This window comes from Candidatus Manganitrophus noduliformans (genome assembly GCF_012184425.1).
In the GTDB taxonomy this organism is placed as follows: domain Bacteria; phylum Nitrospirota; class Nitrospiria; order SBBL01; family Manganitrophaceae; genus Manganitrophus; species Manganitrophus noduliformans.
Genome location: NZ_VTOW01000001.1, coordinates 291373 through 309827, shown reverse-complemented (window position 1 = coordinate 309827; position 18455 = coordinate 291373). Strand labels below are relative to the sequence as shown.

At 58.1% G+C, this 18455-nt stretch carries 11 protein-coding genes; 4 read left to right on the top strand and 7 right to left on the bottom strand.

Going from position 1 to position 18455, the window contains the following annotated elements:
- Window positions 1–47: 47 nt before the first annotated feature.
- The 4 genes from MNODULE_RS01475 (at window position 48) to MNODULE_RS01460 (ending at window position 4891) form a co-directional block, all read left to right on the top strand.
- Window positions 48–1025: a methyltransferase gene (locus tag MNODULE_RS01475; protein WP_168057719.1), complete on the top strand. Its 978-nt coding sequence runs from the start codon at window positions 48–50 to the stop codon at window positions 1023–1025.
- Window positions 1026–1038: 13 nt separating this feature from the next.
- Window positions 1039–1746 (top strand): DUF420 domain-containing protein, encoded by a 708-nt coding sequence (locus MNODULE_RS01470; protein WP_168057718.1) that lies wholly within the window; start codon window positions 1039–1041, stop codon window positions 1744–1746.
- 469 nt (window positions 1747–2215) lie between these two features.
- Window positions 2216–2374, top strand: coding sequence for a lmo0937 family membrane protein (locus MNODULE_RS01465; RefSeq protein ID WP_168057717.1), 159 nt, complete (start codon window positions 2216–2218; stop codon window positions 2372–2374).
- Window positions 2375–2488: 114 nt separating this feature from the next.
- Window positions 2489–4891, top strand: coding sequence for a YhdP family protein (locus MNODULE_RS01460; protein WP_479688864.1), 2403 nt, complete (start codon window positions 2489–2491; stop codon window positions 4889–4891).
- On the opposite strand, the gene rlmD is transcribed toward MNODULE_RS01460, so the two are convergent.
- The 7 genes from rlmD to MNODULE_RS01425 form a co-directional block, all read right to left on the bottom strand.
- Window positions 4892–6157: a 23S rRNA (uracil(1939)-C(5))-methyltransferase RlmD gene (gene rlmD / locus MNODULE_RS01455; RefSeq protein WP_168057715.1), complete on the bottom strand. Its 1266-nt coding sequence runs from the start codon at window positions 6155–6157 to the stop codon at window positions 4892–4894. It abuts the gene before it with no gap.
- Between the two features lie 10 nt (window positions 6158–6167).
- Window positions 6168–7547 (bottom strand): sigma-54-dependent transcriptional regulator, encoded by a 1380-nt coding sequence (locus MNODULE_RS01450; RefSeq protein WP_168057714.1) that lies wholly within the window; start codon window positions 7545–7547, stop codon window positions 6168–6170.
- Between the two features lie 13 nt (window positions 7548–7560).
- Entirely contained in the window at window positions 7561–9771 is a 2211-nt protein-coding gene (locus MNODULE_RS01445) for an ATP-binding protein (protein ID WP_168057713.1), read from the bottom strand.
- A 79-nt stretch (window positions 9772–9850) separates the two neighbouring features.
- Complete coding sequence (locus MNODULE_RS01440) at window positions 9851–10426, bottom strand: DUF4390 domain-containing protein (protein ID WP_168057712.1); 576 nt, start codon at window positions 10424–10426, stop codon at window positions 9851–9853.
- 4 nt (window positions 10427–10430) lie between these two features.
- The gene (locus MNODULE_RS01435; protein ID WP_168057711.1) at window positions 10431–11780 is read right to left on the bottom strand and encodes a tetratricopeptide repeat protein; all 1350 of its coding nucleotides are present in this window, start codon (window positions 11778–11780) and stop codon (window positions 10431–10433) included.
- 29 nt (window positions 11781–11809) lie between these two features.
- Window positions 11810–14311, bottom strand: a complete 2502-nt coding sequence (gene bamA, locus MNODULE_RS01430; protein WP_168057710.1) for an outer membrane protein assembly factor BamA — start codon at window positions 14309–14311, stop codon at window positions 11810–11812.
- A gap of 218 nt (window positions 14312–14529) precedes the next feature.
- The gene (locus MNODULE_RS01425; RefSeq protein ID WP_168057709.1) at window positions 14530–18441 is read right to left on the bottom strand and encodes a translocation/assembly module TamB domain-containing protein; all 3912 of its coding nucleotides are present in this window, start codon (window positions 18439–18441) and stop codon (window positions 14530–14532) included.
- Between the last annotated feature and the right edge of the window lie 14 nt (window positions 18442–18455).

Below are 18455 nucleotides of genomic sequence, written 5' to 3'. Positions count from 1 at the left end.
GATTTCCACCCCGATATACTCCCCCTATTCAAATTTGGGGGTTTTTGATGGGTCGGGAAATTTCGGCGCCTTCGCTTTTCCAGTTGGGATATTATTGGGAGGCGAAAATATTTTTGACCTCGGTGAAGCTCGATCTCTATACCCCGATGGGGAGCGGACCGAAGACGGCGGCGGAGATCGCGTCGGCCGTCGGGGCCGATCCTGAAAACCTCGAACGCCTTCTCGATTCCCTGGTGGCGATCGGTCTCATCCACCGCGAAGGGATACGCTACGCCAATACGCCGGTGGTGGCGGAGTTTCTCGTGAAGACCAGCCCCTTCTATATGGGGGAGCTGATGCTGCTTCAGGATGAAGAGTGGGAGGCCTGGGGGAAGCTGGAAGAGGTGGTTCGAACCGGAAAGCCGCCGGTGAAGGGGAATATTTTCATGAACCGCCCGGAGGTCGGGGAGAAGATTTTGCGGGTCCTCGATCGCATGGCGAAACGGGTCGCCCCGAGCCTGGCGGAGCGGATCGATCTCTCCGGCTACAAGACCTTCCTCGATGTCGGCGGAGGCGCCGGGACCTTTTCAATGGCTTTCTGCAAGCGTTATCCTCATCTGCAGGGAACCCTTTTTGACCTTCCAGAGACCCTCGCGACGACACAGAAGAATATCGACAAAGAGAAGATGACCGGTCGGATCAGGTTGGTCGGCGGCAACTTCAACCTGGACGAGCTCCCCGGGACGTTCGACGTCGTCTTCCTCTCCGACATCCTCCACTATCAAACTTCAGAGGAGAATGCAGCCCTCTTCCGGAAACTCTCCCGCGCCGCGAATCCGGGCGGGCTGATCATCGTCAAGGATATGTTTCTGAACGAAGATGCATCCAACCCCGGCTGGAATGCGATTTTCTCCATCCATATGATGGTCTATTCCGAGAAGGGGCGCTGCTTCTCGGGATCGGAAATCCGCGGATGGTTGGAAAAGGCCGGATTCCACTGGGTGACGGAGATGGAGCGGAACACCGTTTTAACGGCAATCAAGTAACAAGGAGGAGACCATGAAGGAAATGTTAACCGCGCCCGGATTTCTTTCGCCGTACGGAACGTGGGGGGCGGATATCTCGTCGGTCATGGCGTGGGTTTTCACCCTGCTTTTTATCTACGGCTGGTATGCCGGCAGAAAACATCAGGGACAGCGCCACCATCTGGTGACCCTTTGGGGGATGGTCGCGATGCTCGGCTACTTCACCCTTTACTATCTGGCCCGCGGATTGGGGGCGCTTTCGCTGGAGGGGAAGGAAGGCTTCGGAGGGCCTGATTGGGTTTACAATTATATCTTCTCGCCGATGCTGACGATCCACATCTTGGTCATCTCGGTCGGTCTGGTCCTGGCGGTTTATATGATTGTTCTTGGATTTCGGTCGTCTTTTAAGAAGGGGAATGAGCGCTACCTGAAAGTGGAGCCGTTGAAGATGGGGAGCAAAGGCTTCAACTATACGCTCGCGGGAGCGGCGGCCCTCTTCGGCCTCTTTGCGCTCATACGCTGGACCGGATCGATGGGGCGGCTGGTCGTCTATATTTCCGGCTTCGGTCTGGTGGCCGGCGTTCTCTTTATGGAACGGGGAATCGAGCGGTGGATTCCGGATGCCGCCACCCGGCATCGAAAAATGGGGGCGTTCACGATGGTCCTCTACGTGATCGCCTTGGTCACAAGCACAGTCACCTACGTGATGCTTTACTACATCTACCCGGTGAAAGAACATTAAGATAGATAGGTCGATCTGTTTACCCTCGTAGAGACGTCCCGGCGGGACGTCTCTACTTTTTTGATGCCGGACCGGTCATTCCACGATCGCCTATTTGGTCGTTCACATAGACCTCCCCGCCGTGATGCGCATCGCTGAGACGATGCGCACTCCGGTCTTCTCAACCTCTGCCGTAATGCCTGCCGTTTTTGAAAACCAGCGGTATTCTGTGTAAAAATGCATCGGATTCCTTCTCAATAGATGGAGCGTACTCAGCTCATTTGGACCCAGTCAGGCCGTTGACCCAATCTGCTGAGCTGGCGCCGCGCATTTCTTGCCCAAGGTTACAAGACACGCGTGGGTGATCGGTGCATGTTCATGACGGTTCTTTGCCTTGCGATGGCGAAAAGCAAATCTTCCGTACGGATGGGCTGGCACTTCCTTTGCAAATTAAATTTCTATTGCTCATGATTTACCGAAAGGAGGCACGATGCTTTGGACCATTTTTGTAATCCTGCTTATTCTCTGGGCGCTCGGCTTCAGCTTGAACCTGGCGGGGGGAGTGATCCATGCCCTGCTGGTGATCGCCGCCGTGTTGCTCGTTGTTCAGCTTCTGACCGGGAGAAGGACCGTCGGTCCCCCTCCATAACGCAACGCCCCATCCGTTTTTTGGTCTACTGCCCCCCGTCCTGTCTGCCCGTTTTTTGATCGGACGGGACGGGGGCGCTTCCAAGAGCAGCAAAAGAGAAGTCCGCCGAAGTGGCTGTCATACGGAGGAGAGGTCCCCATTAAAAATAAATCATGGTTTAGGGGAGAGACGCGGCGGCCGGCTTGGGCCGCCCTCTTTTTGTTACTGCTCGCCTTTGTTCTGTTTGTCCTCCCGGAATGGATTACCCTCAATCGCCTCATCCCTTTTTTCTCCGAGCGATTACAACAAGCGATCGGCCGACCTTTCTCCGTCGACGAGATTCGCGTCTCGTTCCTGACAGGCTCTGAAATTCGGCTCCGGAGCGTCGTGATCGGGGCGGGGGAAGAAGCGCGGCCGATTGCAGAAGTCCAAGAGATTCGAATCGGATTTCGGCTTCTTCCTCTCCTCTGGAAGCGGATGGAGATTGTGGAGATTCATTTGATCGAGCCGACCGTCTCTCTGATTCGAGATCGGAACGGGGAGTGGAACTTCAAGGATCTCCTTCCGAAGAGGGAAAGGGAAGCGGGCGAAGGATGGAAGGTGGCGAACCGATCGAGGATCGTTACTCTACGGCAGGGGAGGCTTTCCCTCCTCGATCATGCTCTCTCCGGCGGCCCTGTGGAATGGACGGCTCAACGGATAGAAGTCCGGATCCGTCGTCCTTTTTGGGATAGAGAGGTGGGCGTAAAGATTGATATCCCCTCCGTCTGGCAAGGAATCTTGGTCGACAAGGCGACCCATCTGCAGGTGGATGGGAGAGTGGAGGAGGAAGGGGGGTTCTTCGGCTTCACGCGAGAGACAGCCCATTTCATCGTGACGCTCATTCGTTTCGACTCCAATCTGATTCAGCCCTATCTTTCCGAAGCGGTTCCCCCTTTTTTGTTCGAGTGGGGCTGGGTGACCATTGATGCGCCGAGTGCCGACCTGTTCCGGCTCCACCGTCTGTTTCGCTCGCCGGAAACGCATCTGGCGGGAGAGTCGAAACAGATTTCCGTCACCCTCGCCAAAGACCTTCCGCCGGTCGCGGTCGATCAAGCCTTGTGGCGTTATGATCGCCGAGAGGGGCACATCACCCTTTACCACACACATCTCTTGGACTCCACTCTCACGGAGACCACCGGACGATTGAAACCGTTCACAGAGGGTCCGCTGGAGATTCAAACCTCCGGACAAGTCTCCCTCTCGGATGCCGCGGAGGTTGCTTTCAAACGCTTCGGGAACGAGCGGCTCAAGCGGCTCAAAACCGGCGGTTCCGTTGAGACCGATCTCAAGATAAAAATTCCTCTGAAGGCCCCCTCTCAGACAGAGTTCCACGGCCGTCTTCTGGTTCGCGAAGGGGCGCTGACCCCCTTTCCCTCTTTTCGGCCGATCCAAAAAATTAAAGGGACCGTCCGGGTGGAGGGAAAACGACTCCTGATCGAATCGGCCGAAGGGGAATGGGGGACCGGCCGCCTGGCGGCGACCGGAAAGATGCCCGACCTCTATGAGGAAGGGATCGAATTCGATCTTCACGCCACAACCCTCGATTGGGATGTGCTCCGCCTTCCCCCCGACGCGGTGGAAGCTACGCGCACGGGTGAGGAGCGACCGAAGGAGCCGAGGCCGACCTCCCCGGAGCCCGATCAGGATGATCATGAGGAGAGCGGCTATGCAGTCGGGCTGCTTCGGATCGATCGCCTTAAGATAAATGAGTATGATTTCTTAAATTGGCAGAGCGCGATGATCTATCGGGAGAAGACGCTGCAATTTCGGGAGACCGAAGCCGATTTCGCGGGGGGGGTCTTCAGGGCCGATTTCGCCCAGGTCCATTTTCGGCCGGACGGATCGATGGCGCTGGCGCTGACCCCCAAGCTGGAGCAGATCAGCGTGGCCGCGTTTCTGAGCGATTTTCGCGGAGACGGAGAGCGGCCGATCATGTCGGGACGGGGACTCGTGGCGGGAGGCCTGAATACGGAGGGGAATCATCTCCAGGAGTTTAAAAAGAACCTGGAGGGAAATCTGATCGTCTACCTGGAGAAGGGAACGATCTATCGATTCAGGGCGCTGGCCCGGATTTTCGCGTTGATGAATCTTCGCTCCCTTCCCGATCCCGATGTGAAGGGGATCAAGTACGATGTCCTCTCCGGCAGCTTGAGCATCGAGCGGGGGAAAGTCGCGCTGCACGACACCGTTCTCTTCGGTAAGGATGTCCGTGTCATCGCCAACGGGAAGATCGATCTTGTAAAGAACGAGTTCGATTTCTTGATGGGGGTTCAGGTCTTTCGGCTGGTGGATGATATTCTCAAGCAGCTTCCCGTCGCCGGACCGATCTTGCTCGGCAAAGACCAGATGTTCATCGCTTCCTATTTTGAAGTCGAGGGGAAGCTCACCGACCCGAGGGTTCGATTCCGGCCGTTTAAGAGCATCAAAGAATCGACCCTGGCGGTGCTGCGCCGGGCGCTCACCTTCCCGGTCCGGCCGGAGGAGTTCAGTGGATGATCAGACGCAAACCATCTCGGCGAGCAATTCCAAATGTCCCGTCTGCGGGAACATATCAAACGGCTGGAGTCTTTTGAGGACATATCCTCGGTCGAGAAGAATGCGCGCGTCGCGTGCGAAGGTGGCCGGATCGCAGGAGAGATAGAAGATTTTCCGCGGCGCGAGGGAAGCAATCCCTTGCATGACCGCTTTGCCGGCCCCTTCGCGCGGCGGGTCGAGAAAAATTTGAGAGAACGGCTTCTTCTCTCTGACAGCGCGCCGGACGCCCTCTTCGGCGGCAGAGACTTGAAGGGTGACATTGGTGAGGCCGGCGGTCTGAAGATTCCGTCGGGCGTCCTCCACGGCGGCGCGGTTTCCTTCGACGGCCGTCACCGTCCCCGCGCGTTCAGCAAGGAAGAGGGTGAAATTGCCGATCCCGCTGTAGAGTTCCAAGATGCGATCGTTCTCGGTCGGCGCGGACCAATCGAGGACCGTTTCGATTAGAAGCCGGTTGACGGCGGGGTTCACCTGCGAGAAGGCGCGCTCGCTGATCCGGAAGCGCTTCTCGCGGACGGTCTCGATCAGGAAATTCTCTCCGAAAACATGCCAACCCCGTCGGTTGCCGACGACGACCCCCTTTAACGGAAGCGCTTGCCGCGCGGTTTCGTAGAAGTGTTCCGCGCGATCATGCGGAAACTGATCGCCGCGCAGGACAATGAGAAAGTCGCCGGAGGAGACCGCCTGCAGTTCGATCTCTTCGAGCCGGTCGCGCTGGAGAGAGCGGAGGATCGCTTCGATCGCTGCATTCAGGGGGGCGATGAGAAGCGGGCAGCGGTCGATCGAAACGATTTCATGGCTCTTCTGCCGGTAGTAGCCGAGCTCGCCTCGCGCGACCTTCAACTGCGTCCTTGTCCGGTAGTGAAAAGGGAGGGGAGAGGGAACCGGCGGGAGGAGATCGTACGATGCGATTTTTCCGATTCGCGCCAGGACCTCCCGCATCGCCTCGACTTTGTAGCGAAGCTGCCCTTCTTCCGGGAGGTGCTGGAGCTGGCAGCCGCCGCAGATCGTGAAGACCGGACAGGGGGCTTCTCTCCGCTCGGGGGAGGGGGTGATGATCCGGACGATCTCCGCCTCGGCGTATTCTTTCTTTTCTCGGACGAATTCCGCTTCGACCGTCTCCCCCGGAATGGCGAAGGGGACGAAAATCACCCGGCCCTCATGGCGAGCCAAGCTGTCGCCGCCTTGGACGATCTTTTCGATTTGAAGGGAAAGAATACGATTCGGCAAAGCCGGGTCTTTACTCCCCCCCCGGCGCCTCGATGCCGAGGAACTTCATCTTGCGATAAAGGTAGGTGCGCTCGATCTGGAGGGCCTCCGCCGTCTGGTTGACGTTCCAGTTGTTCTCCTGGAGCTTGGCGAGAATGTATTTCTTCTCGAAAACGTTGCGCGCCTCTTTCAGCGAGCCGGGCGCGCCCCCTTCCACAGGGGGGAAAGAGTTGTCTTCGGGAGGGAGCCCTTCGGTCACGAATTCGGGGAGATCCTGCGGGAGGATCACCGGCGAGGCGACCATAATCATCAAGCGCTCGACGATATTCTTCAGCTCGCGGACATTACCGGGCCAGTGATACCGCTTCAACACGGCAATCGCCTCGGGAGAGAAACGCTTCGGCTTGATCCCCTGTTCCTGCGAAAGCTCTTTTGTAAAATACTCCAACAGCACCGGGATATCTTCGGCCCGTTCGCGCAACGGGGGGACATGAAGCGGGATCACGTTCAATCGATAATAGAGGTCTTCCCGGAAGGTTCCCTTTTTAATCTCCTCGGCGAGGTTTTTGTTCGAGGCGGCGATGACCCGGACGTCGACCTTCACCCGTTCGCTCCCGCCGACCCGGTAATATTCCTGCTCCTGTAGGACGCGGAGGACCTTCGATTGGGTCGCCAGCGCCATATCGGCGATTTCATCCAGAAAGAGGGTCCCGCCGTCGGCCAGCTCGAACTGCCCCTTCTTCTGGTGATTCGCCCCGGTGAACGCCCCCCGCTCATAGCCGAAGAGCTCGCTCTCGATGAGATTTTCGGGAATGGCGGCGCAGTTGATCTCCAGAAACGGCTGCGCGCGGCGCGGGCTGTGGCTGTGGATCGCGCGGGCGACAAGCTCTTTCCCGGTGCCGTTCTCCCCCGAGATCAAGACGCGGCTTGGAGCGGGTCCGGCCATCTGGATCTGGTCCCGCAGCCGGAGAATCGCCGGGCTCCCTCCGATCATTTCATTTTTTTTCTCCACCAGCCGCTTGAGGGTGCGGTTCTCCTGCCGGAGCCGAAATTCGGTGAGGGCGTGCTTGACCATCAAAATGACTTTTTGAAGGGAGATCGGCTTCTCGATGTAGTCGTAGGCGCCGAGCTTGATCGCCTTGACGGCGGTCTCGATCGAGCCGTGACCCGACATCATCACGACAACCAGCTCGGGGAAGAGAACTTTCAGCCGCTTGAGCGTTTCGATGCCGTCCGGCTCCGGCATCCAGATATCGAGCAAAACCAGCGCCGGCGGCTGAGATTGAACCTGGCGAATCGCCGCCGCGCCATGCTCCGCGGTGACGACGGTATACCCCTCATCCATCAAGACCCCCGAGAGGGTCGAGAGGATCGAAGGCTCGTCGTCGACGATCAGAATTGTTTCCGACATAGCAACGCTCTCATTAAACAGGAAACTCCACCACAAACGTCGTCCCCTTCGGCTGTCTCGGGACGGCGCGGATCTGGCCGTTGTGATCGATGACGATCCGATGGACGATCGCCAGCCCTAGCCCCGTTCCGGTCTTCTTTCTGGAAAAGTAGGGGAGGAAGAGCTTATCGAGATCCTCCGGAGAGATCCCCGATCCCTCGTCGGCGACCTCGATCCGGACCTTCTGCTGCGCTTGGTCGTAGCTGCTCTGAAGGCTCAGGCCCCCTTCGCGGTTCATCGCATCAACGGCGTTGTCGAGAAGGTTCACGAAGAGCCGCTTGATCTGCTCGCGATCGAGGTTGAGGGGAGGCGCCGTCTCATCGAATTGAGCGGTGATCGTGATATCTTTGTGGGCCGATTGATAAAGGACGATGACCTCTTTCAAGATCGGTTCGATCTTCTGAAGCGTCGGCCGGGGGGCCGGCATTCGGGCGAAGTTGGAGAATTCGTCGACCAGATTCTTCAGATCGTGAACCTCGTTGATGACGATCCGGGTCGATTCATCGAATATCTTATCAAAATCGCTCGAATGCTCATAGTATTTTTTTCTCAGCCGTTCCGCCGAGAGCTGAATCGGCGTCAGCGGGTTTTTGATCTCGTGCGCGATCCGCTGGGCCACCTCCTGCCAGGTGGCGAGCTTCTGCGCCCGGATCAATTCGGACAGATCGTCGAAAACGATCACCCCTCCGAGAAACCGTTGGTCTTCCCCTTGCAGCAGGGAGACGGCGGTCCGGAGGGTCAACGATTTCTTCCGAACTTCGAGATGAACCTGCTCCTCCAGGGCGGTTTTCTTGAGCTGCTGAATCTTATCGAGAAGATCGGCCATCGGCTCCATCTTTCGGCCGGAGAAAAACGGAATGTACGCTTCTCCGACCGCCTCGGCGGCGCAGATGTTCAGGATCCGCTCCGCCGAGGGGTTGAAGGTGGTGATGATCCCCTTCTCGTTGACCGAGATGACCCCGGCGGCGATGTTTTGAAGGATGCCTTCCATATATGCCCGCCGGCTCTCGAGTTCCAGATTCGACTCGGTCAGCGAGCGATTCGCTTCCTTGACCTTTTCTTGGGTCTGTTTGAGATCGGCCGTCATCTTGTTGAAGGAGTCGACCAGGACCCCCAGCTCGTCGTTGGCTTGAACATCGATTTGAACCGCCAGGTTCCCCTGCGCCACCGCTTCGGTTCCCTCCGCCAGCTTCTGAAGCGGGACGGTGATTCCGCGGGCGAGGTAGAGACCGAACCAGGTCGCCGAGAAGATGATCAGGAGAACGATGATGAAGAAGGAGAGGATATAGCTTCCCTTGATCGGGTTCTTAAACGCCTTGAGCTGTTTGTAGTCTTCCAGCGCCTTTTTAATCTCCTCCATCTTGCCGACGAAGGAGGAGGGAATGCGGGAGTCGACGACGAGAAGGGCGATCACCCGTTCATTTGACTTGAGGGGAAGGATCCCCCGGATCAGGTCTCCCCGGTGGGTCGATTGAACCGTCGTGATCGGCTCGCCCGCCCGCAGCGCCCGTTGGAGGAGCTCGGTGGCGGGAAAGGGAGCGTTGGGCAGGTCGGGGATCCCTTTTGCGGTCGAGGCGAAGCGATGGAATGCGGGGGTAAAGAGATGAATCGCTTCGACGTCATACTCCTTCTGACGCGCCTCCAAGGTCCGGACCAATTCTTCATAAGGCCCTTCCAACAGGTTCCGTTCCTGGATCGTTCGCCCCGTTTGTTGGGCCAGCGTGGAGACATGTTCTTCGCTCTTTTGATAATACCCCTGCGCCACCTCCAGCGAGTGGCCGAGCGACTTCTCCACCTGGATCGAAAACCAGTTCTCGATGCTGCTCGTCAAAAGACCGCTGGCGACGATGAAGAGGAGAATCGACGGGATCATCGAGAGGCCGATAAAGGCGGCGACCAGCTTGCTCTTGAAACTCGACCGTCTCGGCTGCTGCCGGCGCTCGAAATAAAGTTTGATCAGGTTGCGGGAGAGAAGGAGAATGAGGAGGATGGCAAGGGTGATGTTGACGTTGACGAGGGTGAGGACTAGGATATTGGTCGAAAAGAGCGCGGGTCCTTCGACCCCTCTGAAAAAGAGGACGGTCAGGGAGACCGAAAGGGCCAGAAAGAGGGCGGTGATCAGAACGGGACGCAACCCCCCCTTTGATTTCGGCGGCGCTGTTTTTTCAAGATCGGATCGATTCATCGAATCAGGCCGTGCCCCGTCTCCTCTGCGGTCCGAACGTTCCCTTCAGGCGAATTCGGCCTCTCTTGATCACTTCCCCTCACCGGATCACTGAGAGCGAGTCGGAATCGGCCCAGGGGGTGTCGATTTCGAGAAAGGGGATGAAGAAGAGAAAATAATCGACATAGAAGGGGAGCTTGGCCGCCTTCATCTGCGATTTGACGCTGACATAATAGCGATTGCGCGATTTGAGAACGCTGACGGGGGCGAGCTTCACCTGGTCGATCTTGGAGACAATCCGTTTCATCGTCTCGAGGTCGTCCACCGTGTTTTCCACCGTCCGTTCTCCCTCCCGCTGGACAACGGCGTACTTTTTCTTCAGCGTGTCGTACTTCACCGTGTAACGGATCGTTTTGGCCAGGATCTCTTCATCAAACCAGTTCTTCTGCTTTCGCTTCAAGAGAAGATAGTAGTAAAAATCTTTCGGAATGCCGTCGTGGATGTCTCTGATGATCTCCCGGTTGAATCCATCCACCAGCTCCGCCGTGACGACGATCTCCTGATTTTTGACCTCGGTGACCACATTCCTGATCCGCTCCGAGCCTGCGGCAAAGAGCCCTTCCGGGACAACGAGGAGGATCAGGAAAAAAGAGATGAACCACATTTTTTTCGTCATACTTCTATCCGGATCCCATCCTTTTCTGCCACTCCAATTGGAAATCGGCGTAGGGGATAAGAAAGATCTGCTCAAACGCTTTCGGAAACGGCGTGTTGTCGGCCAATCCCTCCAAAAGGAGCTTGATTCGAAAAAAGCCGTACCGATCGATCAGATAAGCGGTCGCGGAGCGGCTCTGTGCGTAAGCCCGCCGGGCGGTCGGCTCATCATACGCCATGAACGTGCCGTGGAGCCTGTCGAGCGGGAGAAGGGGAGGGGTCAGTCGATCCCGGTCGAGCCGTCCCCCTTCTTCGAAGTAGAGGGCCAACCCTTCGTTCAGCCAGGTCGGTGTTTTGCCGCGCGAGAGTTGGTGAACGAGCGCATGGGTGTATTCGTGGTAGACCACCTTTTTCAGCAAGGCTTCATTTTCGATCGGGCCCCCGATCGGAAGGTGGATTTTACCATCAAAGAGGGCCTTTGTCCAAGCCGGACTTTGGGTCACGTCCCGAAATTGTTGATCGGTGTAGAGAACGGCCAGGATGGTCCGGTCGGGATAATAAGAAAAGGTCCTCCCGATTTCTTGATAAGCTTGCTCGAGGAGTTGAATGACCCTGCGGGCCCGATCTTTTTCCTCCCGTCCCTCGAAAAGAAGGTTGAAGTGGAGCGTCTGCGCCTGCTGGAATTGGGAGAAGAGCCGGTGCTCCCGCCGCATCTTCTCCATTCTCGCCGAGAGCGCGGCGTCTCTCGGATCGAGCCGAGAGGCCTTCTCCCACGCTTCAATCGCCTTTTTGAATTCGTTTCGGCTTTCATAAATCTCTCCGAGCAACTTGTAGGCGATCGCCTGCTCCGGATCAAGGGAGATCCCGATCTCCAGCATTCGAAAAGCGTCCCGCTCCTTCTGCCGGCGATGGAAAGCAATCGCCGCCCCAAAATAGAAAGCGGCCTCTTTGTCGAATTGCTCGATCGAGGCGGCAAAGTGGGGCTCCGCGTCGGCGAAGGCGTTTTGCCGGATCGCCTCCCATCCGAGCTGCGCATGCGCCTGGGCGACATTTTTGCGGAGGGTGATCTCTTCCGGCCGGAGGGCGAAGGCCTGTTGAAAAAGATCGAGCGCTTCTTGATAGCGCCCTTTGTTGAAGAGGGCCACCCCTTTTTCGTTGAACGTCGCCCAGGGGGGAGCCTCTTGATCCGAGGAGGGGGGGGAAACGGAGCCGGGAGGAGAGGGCCGGGAGACCTCGATATCAATCGAAGGGAGCAACGAATCGGTGGCGCCTTCTTTCCGGAGGGGGATCTCTTTTTTGGAGGGGGCGATGAGATAGAAAAGAAGGAGGAGCCCGATTCCGAGGAGGAGCCATCGTTCTTTGGAAGAGAACCGCATTCGTCTCCTAAAGAAGTCACCCCGATTTTCTAGAAAGCGTGTCCGAGGGTGAAATGGACCGTCCAGGGATCTTCGTCGGCCTCGCGGTTGAGCTTGTATCCCCAGTCGAGCCGGAACGGCCCCACAGGAGTATTATACCGTACCCCGATCCCGGTGGTGGATTTGATGTCGGAGAAGCGGACGTCCCGGTGGTCCAGCCAGACGTTCCCATGATCGAAAAAGAGAACGAGGCCGAACGACCGGGGAAGGGCGATCCGAAGCTCCTCGTTGAAGATCAACATGGCGTTTCCGCCGATGGGATCTCCGTTGATGATGGTGACCCTCTCCACCCCGAGCTTGTCTTGACCGTAGCCGCGGACCGTGCTGCGCCCTCCCGCGAGAAACCGTTCCGTGAGGGGAATCACCTCGGTCTCGCCGAATCGCTGCGCCACGCCGGCCCGCGCCGAGAAGGCGAAGACGAGCTTTTCGGAGAGGGCCTGATACCAGCTGCTCTGAACCGTTGTTTTGACGAACTGCGCCTCGGAGCCGAAGATTTGCGCGGCGTCCTGGACGGTGATTCCGTTCAAGCTTCCGGAGCGGGGATTGAAAGGGTCGTCCCGCGTGTCTCGGATCAACGAGGGGGTGATGCTCCCGATCGTGACCCGCCCGATATCTTCTTGTGTCAATTGCGCGTCCGGGTCGACATTCGAGAGCCGGTTCCGTTCGTATTGATAGACGAGCGATCCCTTGACGGTTTTCGAGAAACTTTTGTCGACGCCGACGGTGCCGCTGGCTCTTTCCAAATCGTAGGTGCGCTCTTCCCGATCTTCGTAGGCCGCCACCACATGGGCGTCGGTGTCGCGGAAGAAGAACCACGGCTCCCGGTAGCTCAGGGTATAGAGCTCCTGAACGCGGCTTCCCTGCGCCCGGGCGCTGAGGCTCCGGCCGGTTCCGAAGAGGTTCCGATGGGAGAGCTCGAAAAATCCGCGGACCCCTTCGAAGTCGGCATAACCGAAGCCGAACTCCACGCCGATGCTGGGGCGCTCCGTCACCGAGAGTTGGAGGTCATGAACCGTCGGTTTGTCTTCAAAGCGAATCGGCTCGAACCGGACCCCCGAGAAGAGGCCGGTCCGATAGAGGCGCTGCTGGCTCGTGAGGATCTGATCGAAGCTATAAGGATCTCCCTCGCGAATGACGAGCTCACGGAGGAGAACGTGGTCGCGTGTTTTCAGGTTTCCATCGAGAACGATTCGGCCGACGCGGACCTGCTCTCCCTCGGAGAGATCATAGGTGATGTCGGCGGTCGTCTGATCCTCGGAGAAATCGGTGAGCGACTGAACGGCGGCGTAAAGATAGCCCTCCTTTTCATAGGCGGAGAGGAGCTGGCGCGCCCCCTCCCTCACGATCGCTTCATAATAAGGATCTTCCGGCGCGATCCGGAGCGCCTCTTTCAGTGTCGTTTCCGGCAGGCGTTGGTTCCCCTGAAGAGTGATCCGGCCGATCCTGGTTCGAATTCCCTCGTCTATTTTGTAAGTGACCGTGGCGTCGGTTCGGGTGTCGTCATAATCGATCTCGGGGGCGACGCGCGGGTTTCGGAACCCCTCCCTCTTATAAAAGAGAACCAGGGCGGAGGCATCCTCGTCGAGCTGCTCGCGGGTGTAAAGACTCGACGAGAAGCGACCCTCTTTTTGGAGGCGGACGATCTCCCGCAGGCGCTCCGATGAAAAGGAGTGGTTGCCGGAGAATTTGATCTGTCGAATGCGGGTTCGGGAACCGCTTTCGATCTTGAAGCGAACCTCCGTCCGGTTTTCCTCCGGAAAGGGAAGGGCGGAGACGGTCACCTGGACGAAGGGATAACCCGCTCTGCGGTAGAATTCTTCAATCTCCTGGGCGCTCTGCTCGAGCGTGCTCGAATCGTCGCTCCCCTCTTCTTTGATGAGGACCAGCGGCTCCAGTTGTTTCACCGACATGGGACCCCGCCCGTCGAAGTGAAGGTCGATCTTGTTGGAGGCGGCGATCGGAAGGGTGATGTCGACCTCATTGGTCCGCTCGATAAAATCGAGGATCGGCGGACCGACGACGGCCTTCAAGTAGCCCTCGCTGTAATAGAACGCTTCGACCGCTCTTATATTTTCTTCAAGTTTGTCGAAGCGATAATACTCCTTCGGCCAGGAGGTCATCATCCGAAGCTTGATCGTCGTGTCTGAAAATACTTTCTGTCCGGTTAAACGGAGGTTTCTGATTTTGGCCGGATCCCCTTCACGAATCTTCAGGGAGAGATCGACGCCTCTCCGGTCGCCGGGGGGCCGTTTCAAGTCGGTCGAGAAGCGGGTTTGAAAGTATCCCTTTCTTCGATAGAGCGAGCTTACGTCGGAGAGCGCTTTTTCCCAGCGGGCCTCCGTAAACTCGTCCCCCGGCTTCATCCCGATCGCACCGAGAATCTCCTCCTCGGAAACGAAGTAATTTCCGGAGAGGTCGATCGAGGAGAGAAGCCGCCGCTCGATGAGGACGAATTTGACGGTGACCTCCTCTCCCGCCGGTTCGACCTCCACCCAGATGTCGCGGTAGCGGCCGGTTGCGTAGAGGCGTTCGATGGCTTGCCGAATGAGGCGGGTCTGGTAGCGCTGCCCCGGTCGCAGTTCGATCTGTTCGAAGACCTCCGGCTCGGAAGAGCGCTCGGATAAATCGATGCCGACCTGGTGAATGACCTTCCCTTCCCAAGAATGGGCATGAGCAAAAAGAGGGGCGATGAGAAGACAGATTGTCGCGATTATCGGAACTCGAATCTGAATCGAACATCCCCTCCCATCTGCCCGTCTTGATCTCGTTCTCCCACCAGAGACACATTTTTGCCAAGCTCGTAAATCATTCGGATCAGCTGTTCTTGGGAAGGATCGAGGTTGGCCTCATATGTCACCAGGAGCCGGTCTTCCAGGAGCCGTTTTTCAGCCGTGAGTCGAGGGCCGCTCGACGACTTCGATCCCCCGGCAAAAGGATCGACCTGGATCCGATCGACAAACCCTGTTTTCGGAACCGTTCCCTCTAAGAACTCCGCCAGAATCAGGCTGGTCGCCTCGCTGCTGGCCACCCCTCCTTGCCTCTGGGCGAACTCCTCCGTCGTCACCCCGAAGGTGAGAAGGGCGAGAATATCGGTCTCCGGGAGCGGGGGAGAGGAAGAGAGCGCCAGCGTGAACTGGGAGAGGGTTCCGGTGAGACCGAGATCGATTTCGTAATCCTTATCGAGGCTCTCTTTGCTGTTCCTTGTTTCCACCACCGTTTTGGCTTTCAAATTAAATCGCGGGTTGATCTTCTGGGGGTCGAGGAATTCGACCGAGCCGGAGGTCACCTCGAATTCATTATTCCGGAAATAGATCAAACCGCGCGGGACCACGATCCGGCCGATCAGGAGCGGCCGGTCGAGCGTCCCCTTCAGAAAGAGATCGGCTTCAAGCGGGATTTTCGCGAGGTTGTTGTCGATCCAGAGATTCTCCTCTCCGGAGAGGTGGATGTTCATTTTCGTCGCGCCGATGAAAGGAGTCTCTTTGCTGAAGGTCTCCTCCGTTTTCTGCGCCCACTCGACCGCCACCGATTTGAGATCGACCCGCTTGTCGTAGATCGCCCGCTTCACGATCAGCTCTCCTTTGAGGGTCTGAGCCGATCCCTCCCGCTGGAAGAGGAGCTCGCCGTCGACCGTCGCCGTCAGGTCTCTCGCAAGGTTGATTCGCGTGTCGGCGACCTCCAGAAGAAACCCGAACGGGCCGACGCCGAAACCGGCCAGATCGGCCTTCCCGTTTGCCTGGAACCGTCCCCGTCCCATCTCCCCCTCGAACGTTTCCAGGAGAAGGACCCGTTCGTTGAAGACGACCGAGAGAGAGGAGACATGAACCGACTGGGGGAAGATGACCGTTCGCACCGTGCCGTCTTGAAGGGCGAGTTGGCCGAGAATACGGGGTGATTTCCACTGATCGGAGATCCGCACGTCGAGGGTCGCCTTCCCTTTTCCGGAAGTAATCGTCCTTGAAAAAAAAGTGAGAAGATTCAGATCGGCCTCTCCCTTTACGAACAGATCCCATGATTGGAGGGGGATCAACCCTCCGTTGAACTCTAAGGCGGTGTTCTCTCCCTTCAATCGGGCGTTCTCGAAGGCAAAGGCCCCTCCCTCCGATCGGACGGCGATCGGGCCGTCGTTCCCGACGGCGTATCCGCCGAAGTCGGCCGCAATCTCCGTCAGCGATCCGGTCAGATTGACCTGGTCCATCTTGGTGAGCTGTCCGCCTCCTTCCAACTCCCCCGTCATCTGAAGGGTGATCCCGGCGAGAGGGGTCGAGAAAAACTGTCGGATGAAAGGATCGATCCGAAGCTGCGCAAAGCGGCCCTGGAAAGAAAAGGGGTACGAAGGGGTCAGCTGGATCTCTCCCTTCGCGGAAAAGTTTTTCTTGGGAAAAGCTCCCTCCAGGCGGACGGCCCCCTGGCTCCAGTCGACTTTGACCGTTCCGGAATCCCCCTCCGTGTCGGCATATCGAAGATCCTGGACGGAAGCGACGATCAACAGGTTCGGTTTCTTAAAACTTCCCTCGCCCGTCACCTCCAACCCCATCTTTCCGGAGAGAAGCGGCGCCCGGAGCTGGATTATCTCGATCTCGTGAATGGGGAGATGCGCCCCTTTCGCCGCGATCCGATAGGTCCCGTTGAACCGGATCTCTCCTTCTCCCGCGATGCGAACCGTCCCCCGCTCCAGGGAGACCTTGCGAAGCTGGACCTCTTCGTTCGTGACCGTCAGATCGACTCTTCCCCGGTCGAAACGCTCACCGTAGAGAGAGCCCCGCGTCAAGCGCAGCGGCCCCTTGACCGCGAAGGCCCGGGGCGATCCTTTGATGGTCAGCGTTCCGGTCGCCGCGGTCCGAAGCGGAATGGAGAGTTTGAAGAAGTCGAAGACCGCCTGGGGATCGGCGGAGGCGATCTTGGCTTGAAGGTCGAACATCGGCGCTTCAGGGTGGGCCCACTGAATGCTCCCGTCGAAACGATAGGGCGCCGATGCGGATTTCTTCCCGGTGGGGGGAGATTCCAGAGACCCCTCCTTTAATAAGAGGCGCCGGTCCTGGAGAAGGAATTGGGAGGAAAGGGTTCCCATCGCTTTGCCCTGGAAGGTCCATCGGTCGAGCAGAGCGTGCCCTTCGACGCGGGGATGATCGATCTCTCCGGAGAGGGTTCCTTCAACCTGCAGCGCTCCGGTGAAGGGAAAGTCGAGCGCCCGGGTCAATCCCCGGACCTCCTCGGAGAGGGCGGCCGCTTCGATGGAGAGGCCTTGCTGTCGGCTCCAATTTCCGTGAAAAGTCGCTTCTGCATTCGGGAAAGCGAGCCTTCCCTGGTCGATCGACAGCCGGCTCTCCGACCATCTCCATTGGAGGACTCCCCCTTGAAGCAGGGCGATCAACTTCTGGGTGCGTCCCGCGTCGGCGCGAAACGGAGGGGAAAAGAGGGGAAGCCGTTTTGCTTCCAGACGGCCTCCTCCCGCCCAATCGGCCGGGGCCGCCCCTTTTCCGGAAATGGAGAAATCGCCGTCGAGAAAAATTCCTTCCAGCGCCCGGTCCATTTCCGACGGGAGATTCGAAAGGAGCTTTCGCGTCTTCTCCAAAGGAAGACGTCCGTATTGAAGCGAGGCGCGGTAGGTCGGCGTCTCCTCCATGAAATCGCCCTCCGCCTCCCCGCTGAAGGTCCCTTTGAAGAGCTCGCCGGAGAAGGAAGAGACCACGACCTTTCGATCCCGGTAGGAGATTTCCGAGAGGAGAGAGCCGATCTCGGCCCCTTCCGAGGAAAGCTGCGGCAGGGTGATCTTTCCTGCGGCGGCAAGGTTGGGATAGGCGCCGGTGAGTTGCCCCTGCACGATCGCCTCGCCGGAGAGTTTTCTTTCGGTGATGAGAGCAACGGGCGCCTCCTCCAGGGGAAAACGGAGGTCGATCTGCAGGTCGAGCCGGTTGTCTTCTCCCGTGTGGACCTTCCCTTCCGTCAAGAGGTGCGCTCGTCCGGAGGTAAGCGAGCCCTGCCGGATCTCGACTTCTCCGGGAATCAAGGCGACTTTCGTCTCCAACCGGTCGATCGTTCTCTCCTCCTTCTCGGTTGAAATCCGTCCCTTTGCCGCCGCGAGGTCGATCTCGAATCGGGTCATTCCCAGATCGGGCCGGATCTCCGCCTCGATCTCCTGGAGCGAAAGGGAGCGGAGCAGGCCGGCTCCCTGATAAGAAAGCGATCCGTTCTTGATTCGAACGGTCCGAACGACGACCGCCGGAGGGCTCCCCTCCCGTTGCTCCGGCGAGGGGGGGGGAGTCTGAGGGAGGAATGCGGGTGTCAGCATGATCGCGGGAGACTCGATCACGATCTGCCGGATAAAAAAAGATTGGGTCAGCAGAGACCAAGGACTGAAATAAACCCGAATCTCTTGGGCCGAAAAGGGGGAGACATCGCCAGTCGGTCGGGCGGAGACCCCCTTCAGCACCACCGAGGCGGAGAGAGAGCGAAGTTCGACCTCCCCGATTTGGATCGGCCGTCCCAGCAACCGCTCCAACCCCTTTTCGGCATATTCCTTTGCCTTCTCCGAGAAGAGACCGCTTTGGAGGACAAGCTGAACGGCAAGCAACAAAAGGAAAAGGGCGGCAAAAATAAAGAGGATCCACTTTTTTGACAAACGGGGCTCCTTAC

Excerpts from the sequence above, each read along its gene's own strand:
- MNODULE_RS01475 (WP_168057719.1), top strand. The coding sequence starts at position 48 with ATGGGTCGGGAAATTTCGGCGCCTTCGCTTTTCCAGTTGGGATATTAT.
- MNODULE_RS01470 (WP_168057718.1), top strand. The coding sequence starts at position 1,039 with ATGAAGGAAATGTTAACCGCGCCCGGATTTCTTTCGCCGTACGGAACG.
- MNODULE_RS01465 (WP_168057717.1), top strand. The coding sequence starts at position 2,216 with ATGCTTTGGACCATTTTTGTAATCCTGCTTATTCTCTGGGCGCTCGGC.
- MNODULE_RS01450 (WP_168057714.1), bottom strand. The coding sequence starts at position 7,547 with ATGTCGGAAACAATTCTGATCGTCGACGACGAGCCTTCGATCCTCTCG.
- MNODULE_RS01445 (WP_168057713.1), bottom strand. The coding sequence starts at position 9,771 with ATGAATCGATCCGATCTTGAAAAAACAGCGCCGCCGAAATCAAAGGGG.
- MNODULE_RS01440 (WP_168057712.1), bottom strand. The coding sequence starts at position 10,426 with ATGACGAAAAAAATGTGGTTCATCTCTTTTTTCCTGATCCTCCTCGTT.
- MNODULE_RS01435 (WP_168057711.1), bottom strand. The coding sequence starts at position 11,780 with ATGCGGTTCTCTTCCAAAGAACGATGGCTCCTCCTCGGAATCGGGCTC.